Consider the following 19,718-nt stretch of genomic DNA (forward strand, 5'->3'; position numbering starts at 1 on the left):
GCACCGTCCCCGGCGAATAACGCGAGTTAATAGCGAATAACTCGTGCTACGTTGGTGACGATTCACCACACGGAGGTCCGTCATGACAACGTCTACCTCCGACGGCCACGCCGCTGGCGCTGAGGCCCCAAATCGTCGGAGCCAGTTGAAATCCGACCGCCGCCTACAATTGCTGTCCGCCGCCGAGCGGCTGTTCGCCGAGCGCGGATTTCTCGCGGTCCGACTGGAGGACATCGGCGCCGCGGCCGGCGTCAGCGGTCCCGCCATCTACCGGCATTTCCCCAATAAGGAATCGCTTCTGGTCGAATTGCTGGTGGGCATCAGCACCCGGCTGCTCGCCGGCGCCCGGCAGGTGCGCGCCCGAAACTCCGATGCTTCCGCCGCGCTGGACGGCCTGATCGACTTCCACCTCGACTTCGCCCTGACCGAACCCGACCTGATCCGCATCCAGGACCGCGACCTGGCGTACCTGCCCGGGGCGGCCGAGAAGCAGGTGCGCAAGGCGCAGCGTCAATACGTCGAGGTCTGGGTCGGGGTCCTGCGCGAACTGAACCCCGAGCTGGCCGAGACCGACGCCCGGCTGACCGCGCACGCCGTGTTCGGCCTGCTGAATTCGACGCCGCACAGCATGAAATCCCCCGATACGTCGCGCAGCAAGGGCGCGCGCGCCGCACGATCGCGCGCAGTCATGCGGGCGATGACGATCGCCGCGCTCGAGGCCGGAAACCAGTGCCCCTGAGCTCCCCGCCACAAGGTGAGTAAGCGCTTCAGCGCCCCGCACAGGTACCCTGCAAGCCATGAGGTGGACATGAACGATTCACGTCCCACCGAGCGGTTTAGTCCATCGCTACCGGGGCCGCAACAGCGCGGGTACGCGCCGCCCGCCGACCCCGCGTACGCCGATCAGACGCCGTACGCGCCCACCTATGGCGGGACGATGCCGCCCTGGGCGGCCACCGCCAACGAGACGAACACGACAAAGCGGTTACCGGCGTATTGGCAGCAAGACCTGCCGCCGTCGGACGACCCGCACTCGCGGGGCATGGCTCCCCCACCCCCCGAGGGGCCGAAATCGCCGCGCTGGCTGTGGATCGCCGCCGGTGCCGCGGTGCTGCTGGTCGTCGCCTTGGTGATTGCGCTGGCGCTCGCCAACGACGCGATCAAGACCCAGACCGCCGTTCCGCCGTTGCCGGCGATGCCAGAAACGACGCCGGAGAGCCCGACCCCGTCGGCGCGTAAGTCGCCGACCCTCATCCCGGCGCCGATACCCCCGACGAGCGGCCCCGAGCTGCCCACCTCGACGACGGGTCCGGCGGCAATGCAAGACGTCGTCTACACCGTCACGGGCGAAGGCCGCGCGATCAGCATCATGTACATCGACACCGGCGACCTCATCCAGACCGAATTCAACGTCGAGCTGCCGTGGAGCAAGCAGGTCAGCCTGGCGAAGTCGGCCGCGCACCCGGCCAACGTCACGATCGTCAACATCGGGCACAGCGTCACCTGCACCGTCACCGTCAACGGGGTTCAGGTGAGCAAGCGCGTCGGCGGGGGGCTGACGATCTGCGACGCTCGGGGCTGAGGCCCGCTCGAGGCGAACCCGTCACACGGCTTCGGTGACCGGGACCCCGCGCTGCGGGACGCGGACCACCAGCATCGCCACCAACCCGGCGATCAAGACCAGCGAAATCCCGCCCAGGCCGGCGCGCACGGCGCCGAACACGTCGACGAACACCGAGAACAGCCACGGCGCCAGGAACGCCACCGCCCGCCCGGTCATGGTGTAGAGGCCGAACGCGACGCCTTCCCGGCCGTGTTTGGCCATCTGCAGCAGCAGGGCGCGCGACGACGACTGCGTCGGCCCGATGAACATGCACAGCAGCAGCCCGCACACCCAGAAGGCCGCCGGGCCCGCCGACGCCATCAGGGTCAGTCCCAGGGTGATGATCGCGGCCAGCGAGGCCACGATGACGGGCTTCGATCCGACCCGGTGGTCGACGAACCCGCCCAGCACGGCGCCCACCGCGGCGACGACGCACGCCGCCACCCCGAAGATCAGCACGTCCGCCTGGGAGATGCCGTACACGTTGACGCCGAGCACCGCGCCGAACGCGAAGATCGCCGCCAGCCCATCCCGGAACAGCGCGCTGGCGACCAGGAAGTACACCAGGTTGCGGTCGCGGCGCCATTCCGCGGAAACCTCGGTCCACAGCTTGCGGTAACCGCCCAGCATGCTCGTGGGCTGATACAGCTCGGCCGGCCCGCTCAGCCGTTGCGCCACGAACAGCAACGGCAGCGCGAACACCGCCAGCCAGGCCGCCGCCACCAGCATCGCCTCGCGGACATAAAGCCCGTCCTGCAAGGGAATTCGCAGCAGTCCGCGCGTCGCGCCCGGTCCCGAGTCCGATCCCGAGATGAATCCGGTGTAGATCACCAGCAACAGCAGGACGCTGCCGCCGTAGCCCGCCGCCCAGCCGAATCCCGATATCCGGCCGGCGGTCTGCGGTGTCGAAAGCTGGCGCAGCATGGCGTTGTACGGGACGCTGGCCAAGTCGCCGCAGGCCGCCGTCGCCCCCAGCAGCACCAGGCCGGCCCACAGGTAGCCGGGCCGGTCGCGGATGAAGAACATCGAGGCGGTCAGCGTCACCGCCGCGGCCGTCAGCACGCTCAGGGCGACCCGCCTGCGATGCGGTGACTCCACCCACACGCCGACGGCGGGCGCCAATATCGCGACGGTCAGCCCGGCGATGGCCGCGGCCCGGCCCAGCCAGCTCGCCGGCGTGGTGCTGCCCCCGATGCCCACCCCGACGCTGCTGGTCAGATACACGGCGAAGACGAAGGTGGCCACGATCGCGTTCAGGCCGGTCGAGCCGCAGTCCCACAGCGCCCACGCGACGACGCGAGATCGCACGGGGGCGGCGGAACGCAACTCCGGCTGACTCATGCCCGGCACTCTAGCGGCGCCACCGATCGGCTGCGGATCGCCTTTCGTCGGCTGTCTACGATTGGCGCATGCCGGTACCCGCTCCAAGCCCCGAGGCGCGCGCAGTTGTCACCGGAGCTTCGCAGAACATCGGTGAAGCGCTGGCCACCGAACTCGCCGCCCGCGGACACAATCTGATCGTCACCGCGCGACGCGAGGACCTGCTGAAGAATCTGGCCGCCCGCCTGAGCGACCAGTATCACGTCACCGTCGACGTGCGACCCGCCGACCTGGCCGACCCGGGCGACCGCGCGAAACTGTGCGACGAGCTGGCCGCCCGCCCCATCTCGATCCTGTGCGCCAATGCGGGCACCGCGACGTTCGGTCCGGTGGCGACGCTCGATCCGGCCGGCGAGAAGGCCCAATTGCAGCTGAATGTCCTAGGGGTGCATGACCTTACGTTGGCGGTGCTGCCCGGCATGGTCGAACGCAGGGCCGGGGGCATCCTCATTTCCGGTTCGGCCGCGGGCAATTCGCCGATCCCCTACAACGCCACCTACGCCGCCACCAAGGCGTTCGTGAATACCTTCACCGAATCGCTGCGCGGCGAGTTGCGCGGGTCGGGGGTCAACGTGACGCTGCTCGCCCCCGGCCCGGTGCGCACCGACCTGCCCGCCGACACCGAAGCGTCGATCGTGGAGCGGCTGGTGCCGGACTTCCTGTGGATCTCGACGGAGCACACCGCCCGGGTGTCGCTGGATGCGTTGGACCGCAACAAAATGCGCGTCGTTCCCGGCCTGACGTCCAAGGCCATGTCGGTGGCGAGCGGGTACGCCCCGCGCGCCATCGTGGCGCCCATCGTGGGCGCGTTCTACAAAAAGCTCGGCGGCGGCTAAGCGCGGGGCGGGTTGGGCAGCCCTCCTCTCACGGTCGTGCTGGCCCTCCGCTCACGGTTCGGGCCGGCCCCTCCGCTCACGGTCGTAACGCAGCGGCGGTTTTGCGCGCGATTCTTCGCCGTGGCGTTACGCCCGCGATCGACGGCGACGGAGGCACCCCACTACTTCCGGCGGCGGCGACCGCCGGTGCCACCGAAAATGCTTCTCACCGCTTCGCGTATCGCCGTGTTGATGCCGCTTTTCACCGTCGGGTTCTGCAGCACTTCCTCCCACATCGACGGCCCCTTTTCCCCCTTGGGTTCCGCCGGCTCCGGCATCGGCGGGACGGGTTCGTTCGAGGGGACGGGCGGGTAGTCGGACTGGGCTTGGGGCGCCTGCGGATCCTGGGGGGACGGCTGGGGTCGCGCCGGGGGCTCAGCCGTGTGGCCATACTTTTCCTGCAGCGGACTGTCTTTGGCCGCGGCCCCGATGGCCTCGTTGCCGATCGACGCCATCAGCGAGCGGGGCACCCGCATGCGGGTCCACGCGACGGGGGTGGGCGAGCCCTTCTCGGAGAGCACGGTCACGACGGCCTCGCCGATCCCGAGCGACGTCAACGCCGACTCCAGGTCGTAGACATCGGTTTTCGGGTAGGTGCGCACGGTCTTGGACAGGGCCTTCTGGTCGTCGGGCGTGAACGCCCGCAGCGCGTGCTGAATCCGCGCGCCCAACTGGGACAGCACGTCGTTTGGCAGGTCGGTGGGCAACTGGGTGCAGAAAAACACCCCGACGCCCTTCGAGCGGATCAGCTTGACGGTCTGCTCGACCTGCTCGAGGAAGGCCTTGGACGCATCGGCGAACAACAGGTGCGCCTCGTCGAAGAAGAAGACCAGCTTGGGCTTGTCGATGTCGCCGACCTCGTCCAGGACGGTGAACAGGTCGGCCAGCAACCACATCAGGAAGGTGGAGAAGATGACCGGGCGCAACGACTGTCCGCCGAACTCCAGCAGCGAGATGATGCCGCGGCCGCCCTCGACGCGCAGCAGGTCGTTCGGGTCGAGCTTCGGCTCGCCGAAGAACGTGTCGCCGCCCTCGCCCTCGAGGTTCACCAGCGCGCGCAGGATGACGCCGGCCGTCGTGGACGACACACCGCCAAGGGATTTCAGGTCGGCCTTGCCCTCGTCGCTGGTCAGGTGAGTGATGGCATCACGCAGGTTGGCCAGGGTGACCAGCTGGTAATTCGATTCCTTGGCCCAGTGGAAGATCAGGCCCAGGGTGGACTCTTGAGTGGCGTTGAGCCCCAACACCTTTGACAGCAGAACCGGGCCGAAGCTGTCGACGGTGGCCCGAACCGGCACGCCGAGCCCACCGGTGCCCAGCGACAGGAACTCAACCGGGAAGCCCGTCGGAGTCCAGTCGTCTCCCGTGTCGCGGGCACGCGCGGCGGTTTTGTCGTCGCCCTTCCCCGGTGCGGACAACCCGGACAGGTCGCCCTTCACGTCGGCCATCAGCACGGGTACACCCGCGGCGCTGAGCTGTTCGGCGATCAGCTGCAGCGTCTTGGTCTTGCCGGTTCCGGTGGCGCCGGCCACCAGCCCGTGCCTGTTCACGGTCGCCAGCGGAATGCGGATCTGCGCCGTCGGATCGGCGGCGCCGTCGACCACGACGGTGCCCAATTCCAGTGCCTGGCCGTCGACGGCGTAGCCGTCCGCGATCCGGCTCGCCGGCGTTGCCGCTGAATCGGTGCTCATCGTGCTGCGCCCCCTCTTCCCCAGTGATTCGGCATGCAGTTCGACAACGCTCACCCTACTTCTCGGGCGGATCCGGGGGCGAGGCCCAACGGCGACCCGCCGCGCCCGGCTCCGCCGCGCTTGCGATCGCCACTAGTCTGAGCGCTGTGCGTGACGAATTGGTGTGGATCGACTGCGAGATGACCGGACTCGATCTCGGTTCGGACAAGCTGATCGAGATCGCGGCCCTGGTCACCGACGCCGATCTGAACATCCTCGGCGACGGTGTGGACGTGGTGATCCACGCCGACGACGCCGCCCTCTCGGCGATGGGTGACGTGGTGACCGAAATGCATTCGCGCTCCGGGTTGATCGACGAGGTGCGGGCGTCCGCCGTCGACCTGGCGACTGCCGAGGCGATGGTGCTGGACTACATCGGCCAACACGTCAAGCAACCCAAGACGGCGCCGCTGGCAGGAAACTCGATCGCCACCGATCGCGCGTTCATCGTGCGCGACATGCCGGCGCTGGACACGTACCTGCACTACCGCATGATCGATGTGAGCTCGATCAAAGAACTCTGCCGCCGCTGGTATCCGCGGATCTACTTCGGCCAGCCCACCAAGGGGCTCGCCCACCGCGCACTGGCCGACATCCATGAGTCGATCCGCGAATTGCAGTTCTATCGGCGCACCGCGTTCGTCTCCCCACCGGGCCCGTCTACCAGCGAAATCGAGGCGGTGGTCACCTCCCTTGACGGTGGACGAGACGCACCGGGACCAAGCGATTCGGCCAGCGCGCCGACGAGCCGCTAGTATCTACAGTCGCTGCTCGTGCAGGCCTGCGGGTCGGCACACAGCCATGGTGGGTGTAGTTCAGTTGGTAGAGCGTCAGGTTGTGATCCTGAATGTCGCGGGTTCGAGTCCCGTCACTCACCCCATTGGTCAGGGAGCATCGCCGCTCCCTGACCTTTTACGGTGGTAGCGACTCCGCGCACCGCTGTTGCACCGGTGAGTGGAATGCAGTGAATCGACAACGTCTTGCCTCGCCCATGATGCGAACGGCCATCGCGGCCGCCGCGCTGTTCCTCGCGGGCTGCGGTGGTTCGAGCCACACGTCGACGACGGTCATATCGACCCCGCCGGCTGAGACCAAAACGGTGACGAAGACCGTCGCCCCGCCGCCCCCACCGGGCCCGAAGACGTCCATCGAGGCCAACGGCACCTACATCGTCAACAAGGACATCGCGGCGGGCACCTATCGGACCGATGGCGGCAAATACGGCTGCTATTGGGCAAGGCTGCGCAGTTTCGACACCAACGACATCATCGACAACAACGTCGGCGACGGCCCCCAGGTGGTTCGGATCATGCGGACCGATACCGCGTTCATGACCCGAAGCTGCGGAAGCTGGCACAAGATCGACTGACCGAGCCGGTCAGGTGTTGGCGTTGCCCGCCTTCCACTCCGGCCACGGGATGTTCCAGTCGCCGAGCCCCTCGGTGCCCGGCAAGGTCGGCCCCACCGTGTGCACAACCTCGACGATGTCACCGCTCTTGCTGTGGTCGTAGAACCATTCGGCGTTGCTGGGGCTGACGTTCAGGCATCCGTGGCTGGTGTTGGTGTGGCCCTGGGCGCCGACCGACCACGGCGCGGAGTGCACAAAGACTCCGCTGTAGGACATCTGGGTGGCCCAGTCGACTTCGGTGCGATATCCGTTGGGCGAGTTGACCGGAACCCCGTAGGTCGACGAATCCATGATCATGTGTTTGAACCGCGCGCCAACGATGTAGATGCCGTTGGCCGTTGGCGTGCTGTCCTTGCCCATCGACGTCGGCATGGTCTTGACGACCTCACCGTTGACCCGCACGGTCACGGTCTTCGTGGTGTCGTCGGCGGTCGAAATCACCTCGTCGCCAATGGTGAAGTGCGTCTTGACGTTGTCCTCACCGAACATCCCGTCGCCCAGATCCACGCCGTAGGTGTTGACGGCCACGTCGATGGCCGTTCCCGACTTCCAGAAATGCTCTGGGCGCCAACGTACTTCGCGATTGTTGAGCCAGTAGAACGCACCCTCCACCGGAGGGTTCGTGGTGATGGTGATGGCCTTCTGGGCCGCCGCCCGGTCCGCGATGTTCTCGTCGAAGCGGATCGCCACCGGTTGGCCGATGCCCACCACCTCGCCGTCGACCGGACTGACGTACGGCATGGTCAGGTGGGCCGGTGAGCTGGTCGCGAAGGTCATCTGCTTGCTGGCCGCGCCACCCAGCCCGGTCGCCTTGACGTTCAGCGTGTAGCGCCTGTTGTAGCCGAGCTGCTCGGTGGTGGACCAGCGCAGCCCGTCGGGGCTCAGCTTCCCGCTGATCGACCTGCCGTTTTCGTTGACCATGGTGACCGACGCGAGCACGCCGTCGGCGACGCTCACCGTCACCGGCGCATCCACCGTCACGCCGACGGCGCCGTCGGTCACCGAGGAGGTGAGCTTGGGGACCAGCAGGTCGGCAAAGGGCGTGCCCTTGTCGAAGATCACCTTCGCCGGCGCGGCCGCGTGGTTGCCACCGCAGGCGACGGCAAACACGGCAACCGCGGCGATCGCGGCCGCCAGCCACGATCTGCGTCCACGCAAAGGCGTCATCCAGTGACCTTCCATTCAATTCTCGAAGTTGGTCACCGCTGACCTCGCTGCACGCATTCTAAAGGGTTCCGCCGACCCGACATGCCCACACCGGCGCGGGCGGCCGTACGGTGTCTCCGCCGCAATGAATTCGTCACTCGGGCGAGGTCAGTGACCTCGCGGCACCACATCTGCGCGGGCTTCCTGCAGCTGCGCTTCGGCCCGGTCGCGGGTCGCGACGGCCTCGACGCGGGCGAGTTTGATGATGGCCGCCGTCATCACCGACGCGGCCGCCACCAGGGCGATCATCCCGGCGCGACCCGTGTTCAGCGTCTCGCCGAGGACGACCACGCCCAGCACCGCTGCCACCACCGGCTGTGACATCTGCAAAGTGGGCATGGACGCCGTGAGCGGCCCGGCCCGAAACGCCGACTGGCTCCACGCCACACCGCCCAGCGCGACCAGGATGCAGGCGTACAGCTCGGGAGTCCGAATCACCGCGCCGAGGCCGTCCCCGAGCCGGGCGACGACCTCCTTGGTGAGCACCGCGAAGATGCCCCACAGCGACCCCGACACCAACGCGAACAGCACCGCGGCCACGGCCCCGCCGCGGCTCCGTCCGGCCAGCACACAGCCGACCAATAGCGGGCCCAGGACGACGGCCACGGCGGCCCAGGTTCCCAGCGAGGCGCCCGAATGCCCGGCCCGCGGATTGCCGACGATGACGACCACGCTTACCCCGGCCGTCAACAAGGCGGCCCACATCCACTCGCCGGCGGTCACCGCGCGATGCGACAACCTGGCGTTGATGGGCAGCGCGAAGAGCACCGAAAACATCAGCAGCGCCTGCACCAGCAAAACCGATCCGCCGGCCAGGGCCGCTGCCTGCAATCCGATGCTGGCTGCCAACAACACAGTGCCCCACCACCATCGTTGGCTGCGAAGCAGATTGGCGAACAACTCGACCGAACCGACCGCCCTGTCGGTGATGCAGTGCGCCGCACGTTGCTGCAAGACGTCGCCGACCGCGACGCACAACGCGGAACTCAGCGCGAGCAGGGCGGCGATATCGGTTCGGCCCATGGGGATTACTCCGTCCCGTCCGGGATCGGCGCCGCGGTGCCGGTCGAAGGCGTTGCCTCACAACACATGTCGGGTCACCCGCGCCCGGTCGTGGCCTTGGTGGGCCACCTTCTGATCAGTGCGCGGCCCGCGTCGGGCGCGTCGCGGGCCCAGCGGCCGCGTCCGACCGCGATCTCGCCGTCCTCCCCGATGGCGGACCGTTCGCGCAGCGAGACCAACGGCCGCGGCGCCCACCACGTCCAGCGGCCCAGCAGGTGGATGAACGCCGGAACCAGCACCATGCGCACCAGGGTGGCGTCGACCAGCACGCCGAGCGTGAGGCCCAGACCCAGCATGCGCATGAACGACACGTGCGCCGGGATCAGCGCGGCGAACGAAATCGACATCACCACCGCGGCGGTCGTCACGACGCGGCCGATGCCGGCAATGCCCAGGGCCGCGCTCTCGTCGGTGGCGGCGCGCGCCTCGGCCGCGGTGGGCGGCGTCTCGCGCATGGCCTGCGAGGCCAGCCAGTACTCGTGGATGCGCGAGACCAGAAAGACCTCGTAATCCATGGCCAGCCCGAAGGCGATGCAGAACAGCAGCACGGGGATGTTGGCGTTCAGCGTCCCGTTGGGGGTGGTACCCAGGGCGCCCAGATGGCCGTCCTGGAAGATCCACACCATCGCCCCGAACGCCGCCGTCAACGACAACACGTTGCACACCAGCGCCTGCACCGGCAGCACCGCGCTGCCGGTCAGCAGGAACAGCAGCGCGAAGGTGATGAGGGCGATCAGGGCGAACACGATCGGCAGACGCTGGGTGATCGCGTCGACGCTGTCGCGGTTGATCTGCGCGAGCCCGGTCATCTGAACCGCGCGCCCGCCCGGCCCCGCGACCTGATGCAACCGGTCCAGCTGGGTGTTCGAGGCCTGCGAATAGAGCGGCGCGGTGGTGGAGACGGTCAAGAACGCGCTGCCGTTGGCCACACCGGTGGGGGCGACGGGCGGCCCCACCCGATTCCCCTCGGCGAACGTCCCGGCCGGTGCGCTGACCGAAGACACGTCGGGCACGCGCGACAGGTCTGCGGCGTACCGCTGCAGCTCGGCGAGGGTCACGCCGCGGGCGTCGGGCACGACGACGGACACCTCGGTGCCGAACCCGTTCGCGAAGTCGTTGTCCAGCATGTCGGCGACCTGGCGCGCCGACGCGGATTCGGGCAGCACGCGCTCGTCCGGGAAGCCCCACTTCACCCCCAAGAACGGCGCGCCCAGCAATAGCAGCAGCGCCACGACGCTCAGGCCGATCGGGATGGCGTGGCGCAGCACGTACCGGGTCGACCGGTACCAGAACTGGTCCTCGAGTGGCTGGTGCGCGTGGTCGCGAAACGACCGCTGTCCGTGCAGGATGCGGTGCAGCACCCGTCGGGCGTCCAGCACGTGCAGCCGGGGCCCCAGCAGCACGATCGCCGCCGGGGTGACCACCACCGCGGCGATCGCCACGATGATCGCTGTGACCACGATGGTGTAGGCGGACGATTTCAGAAAGTACATCGGGAACAGCGCCATCACCGCCATCGACAGCCCGACGGTCGTGGCCGAGAACAGCACGGTCCGGCCGGCGGTGGCCATGGTGCGATACAGCGCCCGGTCGCGGTCCTCGGTCCGGGCCAGCTCCTCGCGGTAGCGGGTGATGATCAGCAGGTTGTAGTCGATGGCCAGGGCCAGGCCCATGGCGATGCTCAGGTCCAGGGCGTAGGTCGACACGTCGGTGGCGAAGCTGATCAACCGCAGCACCGACATGGTGCCGACGATGGCCAAGAGGCCAAGGACGATCGGCAGCGTCGCCGCCACCACACCGCCGAGCACCCAGACCAGGACCGCGAAGCTCAGCGGGATCGCGATGGACTCCATCAACAGCAGATCCCGCTGGTTCTGCCCGTTGATCTGCGCGTATGCCACGGCCATGCCGCCGGCGCGCACGGTCACGCCGTCGCGGTCGTGCACCAGGTCGCTGGTGAGCGTGCTGGCGTACTTCTGCGCGTCGTTCTCGCCGCCTTTCAGGCCGGCGACGATCATCCCGGATTTGTTGTCCTTGCTGATCAGCTGAGACGCGGCCTGGGGGCGATCGGGCGGCATGGTCCACGCCGACGACACGTTGAGCACCCACGGCGACCGTTTCAGCTGGTCGACGATGTCGGTGGCGACCCGGCGCGCCGATTCGCTGCGGACGCCGTCCGGGGCCGTCACCACGATCAGCATCTGCTGATCGGTTTGGTTGAACCTGTCGCGCAGGACCTCGGTTGCCCGCGCGGACTCCGAGGTCGGGTCCTGAAAGCCACCGCCGGAAAGGCTGTTGACCACCGGAAGCCCGAAGACTGCGGCCCCCACCAGCACCAGGAAGGCGATCCCGACGATGCGGCGCGGGGCGGCAATGGCTAGCCGGGTGATTACCTGCAGCATGGCGTATCGCCTACCCGAAACCACGCCTTTTGACCCGCCCCGGCGCCGATTGTTCGCATCGAGCAGTCACCCGGGCGGCGGCCCTCGAGGTTTGACCATCTGGTACTCGGGTATCGAACGTAAAAGCACACTCAGCACGTGGATTCGGTGTGCGCAGTGCCGGATTGCCTGGGCTACAAGCGGATTGGATGTGCAATGAACACGACGGACGACGGCACCAACATTCGGCATCCAAGCGAAGACGACTGGCAGGCGGTGTTTGAAAATCAGGCCCGCACGTTCGGCGATCCGGTGGGCCCGGAGGACCTCGAAGCGTGGAAACGCCGAGTCAACCTCGACGACATTCTCATCGCCGAGGACGTCTCCGATCCCGAACATCCGTTTCTGGTGGGAACGTCGATCATCTACCGCGCGCAGCTCACCGTGCCGGGTGGCGCCAACCTGCGAGCCGCGTGGCTGACGATGATCGCCGTCGCGTCAACGCATCAGGGCAAGGGACTCTGGGCACAGCTCAGCGCGAAGGGACTCGGGATTCTGTTGGACCGCGGCTATCCGATCGTGTGCGGCGTCCCAACGCAGACCGCGATGTACGACGGCTTCGGCGCCGGGGTGGCCAGCTATAGCCACACCTATTCGATCGACCGCCGCTTCGCGAAGTTGCGGGCCGCACCGAGCGGCAGGCGGGCACGCGAGGTCAACGCCGCCGAGGCGAGACGACACTTGCCAGAACTCTACGAACGGTGGTGTGCCGCAACCAATGGCGCGATCACCCGGGACGACGCGTGGTGGGCCGACTACCTGGACGACCGGGAAACCCAGCGGGGCAACGGGTCGGCGCTGCATTACACGATCCATCCTGACGGCTTCCTGACGTATCGGGTCGTCGGATCGCAACAGCATGCGTTTCGCCCGCCCCTGGGCACGGTGGTCGTCGAGGACTTCTGCCCTATCACCGAGGAGGCTCACACCGAGCTGCTGCAGACGCTGTTGGTCCTGGAGATGTTCTATCGCGTAGAGATCGACGTGCCGGGCGACGATCCGCTTCCGCTCAAACTCACCGATCAACGCGCCGCGGAAATCAAGGGCGTGAGCGACTTCCTGTGGGTGCGCATCAACGACGTCCCCGAGGTGCTGGGCGCGCGCACCTACAGCGCCGATACCGACATCGTGCTCGACGTCACCGACCCGCTTCAGCTCGCGGGCGGACGGTTCCAGCTGCAAACACGCGGTGGCGCCGGGAAGTGCACGCCCCACGACGGGAACGCGGACATCGAGATCGGCCTGGCCGACCTGGCCACCATCTACATGGGGGCGCACCGGGCTTCCCAGCTGGCCCGGGCCGGCCGCATCACCGAAGCACGAGCGGGCGCACTGGCCGAACTGGACGCCGCCTTCGCCACCGACCGCGCGCCCTTCTGCGGCACGGTCTTGTGAATGAGACTGCGCGACAGTACCTTTCGTCTTCCATGCAGATCGCGCGGCGAACAGTTGACGACGGCCCAGCCCGGCAAGGCCCAACCGGCTGCGCGGGCACGCTATCCTGGGAAATGGTCGGGATTTCACTCCGCGGCAAGACGCCTGTTATTGTCGCCTACGCGGTCTGACTGACCACAAGCGCCGTTAGCTCAGTTGGTAGAGCAGCTGACTCTTAATCAGCGGGTCCGGGGTTCGAAACCCTGACGGCGCACAGCTCACCGATAGTTCATCGTTCGGTGGCTTTTGCTTCCACACTGGCGCCAATGTCTCGGACCTCCCTTTTCATGGCCCCCGCGGGGGACCTACCATCGCTGCGACGGTGTTCGTCCAGAGGGGACCTGTGAAAACCGAGCTGAAGTGGGTCGAACCCCACGAGGGCCACTTCCACGCCAACATCGATGACCGCAGCGAGTACCGCGTCCACGCGGTCTCCACGGGCGGCTTCCGCGCCGAACGGGTCGACGACGGCTTCGTGCACCACGATCTCGGCCGGGCGACCGACGCCGCGGGAGCGCGGGCGATCTGCCAGGACCTGCATACGCGGGCGATGCGGCGCGCGGCGTGGGAGACGTACATGGCCGAGAACGACCCGCCCGGGTGGGAGTAGCCGGTTCGGCCGATCGACCTCCGCCGGCCAGTTGCCGTCGTATCCCCCCGCGAAAGCCCTTCGTACAGGTAATTTCTTGCTGGCACCGATTGGTCTTGCCGCGTCGAAGGAGCTGCAATGGGGTTCATCCGGCCCAATCTGCCCGTCGTCGTCGACGTGGCCGACTGGAGCGCACGACCACGCGCCGAACGCATCGTGCCGATGGCCCGCCACATCGCCCAGCACGGGTTCGGCACCCCGCTGGTGATGCACGTGATGTACGGCGTGAAGATCGCGCTGTACATCCTCGGGGGCTGGCTGTTCGCATGGTCCACGCGCGGCATCGGTGGCTTCACCCAGGTCAGCGCCTGGTGGGCGGAGCCGATCGTGTTCCAAAAGGCCGTGCTGTACACGATGCTGTTCGAAGTCGTCGGCCTCGGATGCTGTTTCGGTCCGCTCGCCGGGCGCTACTTCCCACCGATGGGTTCCATCCTGTACTGGCTGCGCCCCGGCACCATCCGGTTGCCGCCCTGGCCCGACCGGGTGCCACTGACCAAGGGCAGCAACAGAACTCCCGTCGACGCGTTGCTCTACGGCATCCTGCTGGCGCTGCTGGTGTTCGCGCTGCTGTCCGACGGCACCGGCCCGATTCCCGCCCTGGACACCGCGATCGGCGTGCTGCCGCGGTGGCAGACCGTCGCCGTCCTGGCGGTCCTGGCCCTAATCAGCTTGCGCGACAAGGTGATCTTCCTGGCCGCGCGCGGCGAGGTGTACGCGCCGCTGGCGCTGACGTTCCTGTTCGCCGGGGCGGACATCGTCGTCGGTGCCAAGGTCGTCTTCATGGTGATCTGGCTGGGCGCGGCGACATCTAAACTCAACAAACACTTCCCGTTCGTGATCTCGACGATGCTGGCGAACAATCCGTTCATCCCGTCGGGACCGCTCAAACGGTCGATGTTCAAGCGCTATCCCGACGATTTGCGGCCCAGCGCGCTGGCGGGTTTCATCGCCCACTTCTCGACCGCGGTCGAAGGGCTGGTGCCGCTGGTGCTGTTGTTCTCCCACGGCGGCTGGCCGACGGCGCTCGCGGCGTTCGTGATGATCGTGTTCCACCTGAACATCCTGCTGGCCTTTCCGATGGGCGTGCCGCTGGAATGGAACGTGTTCATGATCTTCGGCGTGCTGTGGCTGTTCGTCACGCACGCGCCCTTGGGCCTGTCGAACATCGGCAACCCGTGGCCGATCGGGATCCTGTTCGCGGTGATGGCCGGGACCGTCGCCGCGGGAAACCTCTACCCGCGCAAGGTCTCCTTCCTGCCCGGCATGCGCTACTACGCCGGCAACTGGGACACCACCCTGTGGTGCGTCCGCCCGTCGGCCGACGAGAAGTTCCGCGTCGGCTCACGCGCGCTCGGCCCGATGCAGCACCTGCAGCTCGAGCGGTTGTACGGCAGCAAAGAGGAAACCCTGGTACCGCTTCACCTCGCGCTCGCCTTCCGCGGCATGAACACCCACGGGCGCGCGCTGCTCACCCTGGCGCACCGGGCGATGGCCGACTACGACGAGGACGACTACAACCTGTGCGAGGGTGAAGTCCTGTGCTCAATGGTTCTCGGCTGGAACTTCGGCGACGGGCACATGCACAACGAGTGCCTCATCGAGGCGCTGCAGCAACGGTGCGGATTCGAGCCCGGCGAGGTGCGGGTGGTGATCCTCGACGCCCAGCCCATCCACCGGCAACGGCAGGAATACCGGCTGGTCGACGCGGCGACCGGGGAATTCGAACGCGGCTACTGCGAGGTCGCCGACATGGTGGTGAATCAGCCCTGGGCCGACAACATTCCGGTGTACGTCCAGAGCGACCGCGTCAGCGGTTCCTGACGCGGCGCACCGCCACCACGACGACCAACGCCCCGACCCCGGCCAGCGACGCCAGCACCACGGGCTTCTGCACGAACCCGATCACCCGGGCCTTGAGGTCGTCGGCGAGGCGACGCGGGTTTGCCCGCTCGGCGAGGGAGTCGACGGTGGCCGCCAGCTGGTCACGGGCGACGTCGATGTCTCGCTTGATGGCTTCGGGGTCGCGGTCCGCCACTGTGTCCTCCAAGTCGCCCACTATCCGGCTCATGCACCTGCCCGAACTACCCTAGATCAGCTGGCGGTAACCCCGACGCTCCGGTGAACAGAAAGGGCCCCACCTTGACCGAGACCACGCGGCTTGCACCCGGCGACAAAGCGCCCTCCTTCAACCTGCCCGACGCCGACGGCAACAAGGTGTCGCTGGCCGACTACAAGGGGCGCCGGGTCATCGTCTACTTCTATCCGGCCGCGTCGACTCCCGGGTGCACCAAGCAGGCGTGCGACTTTCGGGACAGCCTGGCCGAGCTCAACGGCGCGGGCCTCGACGTCATCGGCATCTCCCCCGACAAGCCGGAGAAGCTCGCCAAATTCCGTGACGCGGAGGGGCTGACGTTCCCGCTGCTGTCCGATCCCGACCGCAAAGTGCTGACGGCCTATGGCGCCTACGGCGAAAAGCAGATGTACGGCAAGACCGTCACGGGCGTCATCCGCTCGACGTTCGTGGTCGACGAGAAGGGCAAGATCGCCGTCGCGCAGTACAACGTGAAAGCGACCGGCCACGTCGCCAAGCTGCGCCGCGACCTGTCCGTCTAGCTGATTACGGCGGCCTCGGCGTACTCGGTGATCGGCCGCGCGATCCCCTGTTCGTCGCACACCCGCTGCAGTTTCTCCAGCGTCTCGTCGATCCCCGGGCCAAGCCGCCTGCCGGGGGTGAAGGTCGCCGGAAGGTGCTGCATGCCCTGGATCACGCCGATGGTCGGATAGTGCACGGTGCCTTCGGGGTCGCAGCGGTAGTCGGGCATCCGGTCGAGGACCGCCGTGAGCATCGACTTGAACACCACCCGCGCGACATTCGAGCCGATGCAGCGGTGGATGCCTAGACCAAAGCTGAAGTGCCGGTTGTTCTTTCGAGCGAGGTCCAATCGATTCGGATCGGGGAACACCGCGGGATCGCGGTTGGCCATCGCCCAGGACAGCCACAGGCGATCGCCCTCCTTGAACTGCGTGCCCGCGATCTCGAGATCGGCGGCGATCGTGCGGCCGTCCCCCGGCGCGGGCGTGAAGAAACGCAGGAATTCCTCGGTCGCCGAGGCGAGCAACGTGTCCGATTCCCGCCTCAGCAGTTCGCGCTGCTCGGGATTTTCGCCGAGCCATTCGAGCGCGTGCGCGGTCAACGCCGTCGTCGTGTCGAAACCTCCGCCGATGATCAGGCCGAGCATTCCGAGCAGTTCGGCGTCGGGGGCGGGTTCGCCGTCGATCCGCAGTCGTGCCAGCGCGTCCACGATGCCGGGGCGCGGGTGCTCGCGGATCTCGAGGAGGTGGTTGAACAGGTCCGCGCCCATCGCCATCGTCTGCTCCAAAACCCTTGGGGCGTCCGGGGAATCGGCGGGAGTGTAGACGTTGGCGTGGGCCGGCTCGCAATAGAGCTGCCACTTCTTCAGCGGAACGCCCATCAGGGCCAGCGTCAGGACGGCCGGCACGACGTTCGCGAGATCGTCGACGAAGTCGATCCGCCCGGTTTCGATCTTCTCGTCGATGCTGGCCCGCACGATCTCGTCGACGAATGGCTTCCAGCGTTTGATGGCCGCCGGCGACAGGTAGGGGTTGAGGATGCTGCGGTAGGCGGAGTGCTCGGGTTCATCCATCTCGAGCATGCCGCCACGCACGCCGGTGGCCTGCGGAATCGTGGGAATGGTGATGCCCTTGTAGCCGGTGCCTTCGCCGGTGACGTCATGGTCGTTGGACACGTGCGGGCATCGCGCGAGCTCGAAGACCTCCCGGCTGCCCGCCGCCACCCAATGCCCGTCGTAGGTGTCGGTCCACGCCACCGGGCACTTGGCGTGCATCTCCTCGGTGATTGCAGTGAACCGCTCGCGGTACTCCGGGGTGTGGCGATCGAAGTGGTAACGGTGGGTCTTGCCGGCCTTGGTGCGCGTGATGCCGGTGAGGGTGTCTTCCGTACTCACGGTGGCGTCTCCTGCGGACGAGTGGCTGCTGCCTGTAGAAGCAGTATGCGACGAGACTATCGGTCTCGTTAAGCATTCGGGCAGGCGAGTTTCCCGCTCAGCCGCGCTCTCAGGCCAGATTGGCCAGCAGCAGCGCCTCGCTGATCGCGGCGCGTTCCAGCACCCCCAGGTGCAGGCTCTCGTTGATGCTGTGCGCCTGGGTACCCGGGTCTTCCACGCCGGTGACGAGGATCTTTGCCTGCGGGAAGGCGGCGGCGAATTCCGCGATGAACGGGATGGAGCCGCCCATGCCCATGTCGATGGGCTCGGCCCCCCACGCCCGCCGGAACGCCGCGCGGGCCGCGTCGTAGACGTCGCCGCTGGCCTCGATGGCGTAGGGCTCGCCGAGGTCGCCGCGGGTGACGCTGACGTGGGCGCCCCACGGTGCGTGGCTTTGCAAATGGGCGGTCAGGGCGTCCAGGTGCGCGGCGGCGTCGCCGCCGGGAGCCACCCGCATGCTGATCTTGGCCCGCGCCCGCGGGATCAGCGTGTTCGACGCCTTCTCGATGGGGGTGGTGTCGATGCCGATCACCATGATCGCGGGTTTGGCCCACAGCCGTTGCGGCACCGAGCCCGACCCGATCTCGGACACGCCGTCGAGCAGGCCGGAGTGGGTGCGGACCCGCTCGGCCGGGTAGTCGGGGTAGTTCAGCGCGGCGGTGTCGGTTTCGTGCAGGCCCGCCACGGCCACGTTGCCGTCGTCGTCGTGCAGGCTGGCCAGCAACCGCACCAGGACGCTGAGCGCGTCGGGCACCACCCCGCCCCACAGGCCGGAGTGCAGCCCGTGGTCGAGCGTGGCGACCTCGACCACGCAGTCGACCAGACCCCGCAGCGACACCGTCAGCGCCGGGGTGTCGGCGCTCCAATTGTCCGAGTCGGCGATGACGATCACGTCGGCGGCCAGCGTGTCGCGGTGGGCCGCAAGCAATCGGGCGAGCGAGGGCGAACCGGATTCCTCTTCGCCCTCGACGAACACCGTCACGCCGACGGGGGGCTTGCCGCCATGCGCGCGAAAGGCCGCCAAATGCGTTGCGATACCGGCCTTGTCGTCGGCGCTGCCGCGGCCGTAGAGCCGCCCGTCACGTTCGGTGGGCTCGAACGGCGGCGACGTCCACTGGCCGCGGTCGCCCTCGGGCTGCACGTCGTGATGGGCATACAGCAGCACGGTCGGCGCGCCGCGCGGCGCGGGATGACGCGCGATGACCGCGGGCGCTCCCCCCTCGCTGACGATCTGCACGTCGCCGAAACCGGCCTGTGACAACAGATCTGCCACCGCCTGGGCGCTGCGGTGCACCTCGGAGCGTCGGCCGGGATCGGCCCACACCGATTCGATGCGCACCAGGTCTTCCAGGTCGCGCCGCACCGACGGCAGCACCTCGCGGACGCGGTCAACCAGATCGCTCATGCCTTCCTCCTACGCACGCGCCGTCGAGCGTGGGGGCTAGATACGAAGACCGGCGTGAATTCGCCCAGAGGACCCACACTCAAAGACAAAGGGAGGAGCCTACGTCGTCTCCAGGATCGCCACGGCGGCAGCGGTGTCCCCCTCGTGCGTCAACGACACGTGAATGATCACATCGGCCAGGTGTTTGGCGATGTCGCCGCTCAACCGCACCCGCGGCCGCCCCCACATATCGGTGACCACCTCGATGTCGCGGTGGATGTCCTCGGGCAGCACGGGCCGCTGCGCGAAGCGAGACCCTGACCATGCCTTGATCACCGCCTCCTTGGCCGCCCACCGAGCCGCCAGGTGACGCGCCGCCGACGAACTCTTGTCCGAGGCGTCGCGGCGCTCACCCGGGGTGAACGTCTCGGCGAAGACAGTTCCCGGCTGGTCGACCTGCTCGGCGAAATCCGGGATGGAGACGAGATCGATGCCTACTCCGACGATCGCCACGCACCGAC

18 protein-coding genes and 2 tRNA genes are annotated in these 19,718 nt (G+C 67.7%); 11 read left to right on the forward strand and 9 right to left on the reverse strand.

Features of this window, described 5'->3' with window-relative positions; genetic code table 11:
- The first annotated feature begins 82 nt into the window (after positions 1-82).
- The gene (locus QGN30_RS20240) at positions 83-739 is read left to right on the forward strand and encodes an SACE_7040 family transcriptional regulator (RefSeq protein WP_009957499.1); all 657 of its coding nucleotides are present in this window, start codon (positions 83-85) and stop codon (positions 737-739) included.
- Between the two features lie 63 nt (positions 740-802).
- Positions 803-1,582: an MmpS family transport accessory protein gene (locus tag QGN30_RS20245; RefSeq protein WP_014379654.1), complete on the forward strand. Its 780-nt coding sequence runs from the start codon at positions 803-805 to the stop codon at positions 1,580-1,582.
- Between the two features lie 21 nt (positions 1,583-1,603).
- Here QGN30_RS20245 and QGN30_RS20250 read toward each other — a convergent pair whose 3' ends face one another.
- Entirely contained in the window at positions 1,604-2,944 is a 1,341-nt protein-coding gene (locus QGN30_RS20250) for an MFS transporter (RefSeq protein ID WP_009957502.1), read from the reverse strand.
- Between the two features lie 68 nt (positions 2,945-3,012).
- Between QGN30_RS20250 and cmrA the strand changes: the two genes are divergently transcribed.
- Positions 3,013-3,819 (forward strand): mycolate reductase, encoded by an 807-nt coding sequence (cmrA, locus tag QGN30_RS20255; protein WP_009957503.1) that lies wholly within the window; start codon positions 3,013-3,015, stop codon positions 3,817-3,819.
- 161 nt (positions 3,820-3,980) lie between these two features.
- Here cmrA and QGN30_RS20260 read toward each other — a convergent pair whose 3' ends face one another.
- Complete coding sequence (locus QGN30_RS20260; RefSeq protein ID WP_009957504.1) at positions 3,981-5,549, reverse strand: helicase HerA-like domain-containing protein; 1,569 nt, start codon at positions 5,547-5,549, stop codon at positions 3,981-3,983.
- A gap of 146 nt (positions 5,550-5,695) precedes the next feature.
- Between QGN30_RS20260 and orn the strand changes: the two genes are divergently transcribed.
- From orn to QGN30_RS20275, 3 genes are all read left to right on the forward strand, one after another.
- Positions 5,696-6,343, forward strand: a complete 648-nt coding sequence (gene orn, locus QGN30_RS20265) for an oligoribonuclease (RefSeq protein ID WP_008255097.1) — start codon at positions 5,696-5,698, stop codon at positions 6,341-6,343.
- 49 nt (positions 6,344-6,392) lie between these two features.
- A tRNA-His gene (locus QGN30_RS20270) sits at positions 6,393-6,468 on the forward strand.
- A gap of 111 nt (positions 6,469-6,579) precedes the next feature.
- Positions 6,580-6,957, forward strand: a complete 378-nt coding sequence (locus tag QGN30_RS20275; RefSeq protein ID WP_014382148.1) for a hypothetical protein — start codon at positions 6,580-6,582, stop codon at positions 6,955-6,957.
- A gap of 9 nt (positions 6,958-6,966) precedes the next feature.
- Here the strand turns inward: QGN30_RS20275 and QGN30_RS20280 are convergent, their stop codons facing one another.
- The 3 genes from QGN30_RS20280 to QGN30_RS20290 all read right to left on the reverse strand — a co-directional run bounded on the left by QGN30_RS20280 (position 6,967) and on the right by QGN30_RS20290 (position 11,666).
- A complete protein-coding gene (locus tag QGN30_RS20280; protein ID WP_009957506.1) occupies positions 6,967-8,178 on the reverse strand; it encodes a L,D-transpeptidase in 1,212 nt (403 codons plus the stop codon).
- A gap of 132 nt (positions 8,179-8,310) precedes the next feature.
- Positions 8,311-9,225 (reverse strand): DMT family transporter, encoded by a 915-nt coding sequence (locus QGN30_RS20285; RefSeq protein ID WP_038535645.1) that lies wholly within the window; start codon positions 9,223-9,225, stop codon positions 8,311-8,313.
- A 74-nt stretch (positions 9,226-9,299) separates the two neighbouring features.
- Entirely contained in the window at positions 9,300-11,666 is a 2,367-nt protein-coding gene (locus tag QGN30_RS20290; protein ID WP_248923572.1) for an MMPL family transporter, read from the reverse strand.
- 195 nt (positions 11,667-11,861) lie between these two features.
- Between QGN30_RS20290 and QGN30_RS20295 the strand changes: the two genes are divergently transcribed.
- The 4 genes from QGN30_RS20295 (at position 11,862) to QGN30_RS20310 (ending at position 15,609) form a co-directional block, all read left to right on the forward strand.
- On the forward strand, positions 11,862-13,100 hold the full coding sequence (locus tag QGN30_RS20295) for a GNAT family N-acetyltransferase (protein WP_009957509.1): 1,239 nt from the start codon (positions 11,862-11,864) through the stop codon (positions 13,098-13,100).
- Between the two features lie 180 nt (positions 13,101-13,280).
- Positions 13,281-13,353: transfer RNA gene (locus QGN30_RS20300), tRNA-Lys, on the forward strand.
- Positions 13,354-13,482: 129 nt separating this feature from the next.
- Positions 13,483-13,749 carry a hypothetical protein gene (locus tag QGN30_RS20305; protein ID WP_009957510.1) on the forward strand — a complete coding sequence of 89 codons (267 nt, stop codon included), beginning with the start codon at positions 13,483-13,485 and terminating at the stop codon, positions 13,747-13,749.
- A 117-nt stretch (positions 13,750-13,866) separates the two neighbouring features.
- Positions 13,867-15,609, forward strand: coding sequence for a DUF3556 domain-containing protein (locus tag QGN30_RS20310; protein ID WP_248923571.1), 1,743 nt, complete (start codon positions 13,867-13,869; stop codon positions 15,607-15,609).
- Here QGN30_RS20310 and QGN30_RS20315 read toward each other — a convergent pair.
- Entirely contained in the window at positions 15,596-15,823 is a 228-nt protein-coding gene (locus QGN30_RS20315; protein ID WP_008255080.1) for a DUF3618 domain-containing protein, read from the reverse strand. The two genes, QGN30_RS20310 and QGN30_RS20315, sit on opposite strands and share 14 nt — an antisense overlap.
- A 104-nt stretch (positions 15,824-15,927) precedes the next feature.
- Here QGN30_RS20315 and bcp point away from each other — a divergent pair, with 104 nt between their 5' ends.
- Positions 15,928-16,401 carry a thioredoxin-dependent thiol peroxidase gene (gene bcp / locus QGN30_RS20320; protein ID WP_008255078.1) on the forward strand — a complete coding sequence of 158 codons (474 nt, stop codon included), beginning with the start codon at positions 15,928-15,930 and terminating at the stop codon, positions 16,399-16,401.
- Here bcp and QGN30_RS20325 read toward each other — a convergent pair.
- From QGN30_RS20325 to acpS, 3 genes are all read right to left on the reverse strand, one after another.
- Positions 16,398-17,774, reverse strand: a complete 1,377-nt coding sequence (locus QGN30_RS20325) for a cytochrome P450 (protein WP_014382143.1) — start codon at positions 17,772-17,774, stop codon at positions 16,398-16,400. The two genes, bcp and QGN30_RS20325, sit on opposite strands and share 4 nt — an antisense overlap.
- A gap of 109 nt (positions 17,775-17,883) precedes the next feature.
- Positions 17,884-19,218 (reverse strand): dipeptidase, encoded by a 1,335-nt coding sequence (locus QGN30_RS20330; RefSeq protein ID WP_014382142.1) that lies wholly within the window; start codon positions 19,216-19,218, stop codon positions 17,884-17,886.
- Between the two features lie 99 nt (positions 19,219-19,317).
- Positions 19,318-19,710, reverse strand: a complete 393-nt coding sequence (gene acpS, locus QGN30_RS20335) for a holo-ACP synthase AcpS (RefSeq protein ID WP_008255070.1) — start codon at positions 19,708-19,710, stop codon at positions 19,318-19,320.
- Positions 19,711-19,718: the final 8 nt, after the last annotated feature.

The sequence above is a fragment of the Mycobacterium sp. 3-98 genome (assembly GCF_035918355.1).
GTDB classification, from domain to species: Bacteria; Actinomycetota; Actinomycetes; order Mycobacteriales; family Mycobacteriaceae; genus Mycobacterium; species Mycobacterium intracellulare.

Excerpts from the sequence above, each read along its gene's own strand:
- QGN30_RS20330 (WP_014382142.1), bottom strand. The coding sequence starts at position 19,218 with ATGAGCGATCTGGTTGACCGCGTCCGCGAGGTGCTGCCGTCGGTGCGG.
- cmrA (WP_009957503.1), top strand. The coding sequence starts at position 3,013 with ATGCCGGTACCCGCTCCAAGCCCCGAGGCGCGCGCAGTTGTCACCGGA.
- QGN30_RS20250 (WP_009957502.1), bottom strand. The coding sequence starts at position 2,944 with ATGAGTCAGCCGGAGTTGCGTTCCGCCGCCCCCGTGCGATCTCGCGTC.
- QGN30_RS20260 (WP_009957504.1), bottom strand. The coding sequence starts at position 5,549 with ATGAGCACCGATTCAGCGGCAACGCCGGCGAGCCGGATCGCGGACGGC.
- QGN30_RS20285 (WP_038535645.1), bottom strand. The coding sequence starts at position 9,225 with ATGGGCCGAACCGATATCGCCGCCCTGCTCGCGCTGAGTTCCGCGTTG.
- QGN30_RS20290 (WP_248923572.1), bottom strand. The coding sequence starts at position 11,666 with ATGCTGCAGGTAATCACCCGGCTAGCCATTGCCGCCCCGCGCCGCATC.
- QGN30_RS20295 (WP_009957509.1), top strand. The coding sequence starts at position 11,862 with ATGAACACGACGGACGACGGCACCAACATTCGGCATCCAAGCGAAGAC.
- QGN30_RS20275 (WP_014382148.1), top strand. The coding sequence starts at position 6,580 with ATGATGCGAACGGCCATCGCGGCCGCCGCGCTGTTCCTCGCGGGCTGC.
- QGN30_RS20280 (WP_009957506.1), bottom strand. The coding sequence starts at position 8,178 with ATGGAAGGTCACTGGATGACGCCTTTGCGTGGACGCAGATCGTGGCTG.
- QGN30_RS20310 (WP_248923571.1), top strand. The coding sequence starts at position 13,867 with ATGGGGTTCATCCGGCCCAATCTGCCCGTCGTCGTCGACGTGGCCGAC.
- QGN30_RS20240 (WP_009957499.1), top strand. The coding sequence starts at position 83 with ATGACAACGTCTACCTCCGACGGCCACGCCGCTGGCGCTGAGGCCCCA.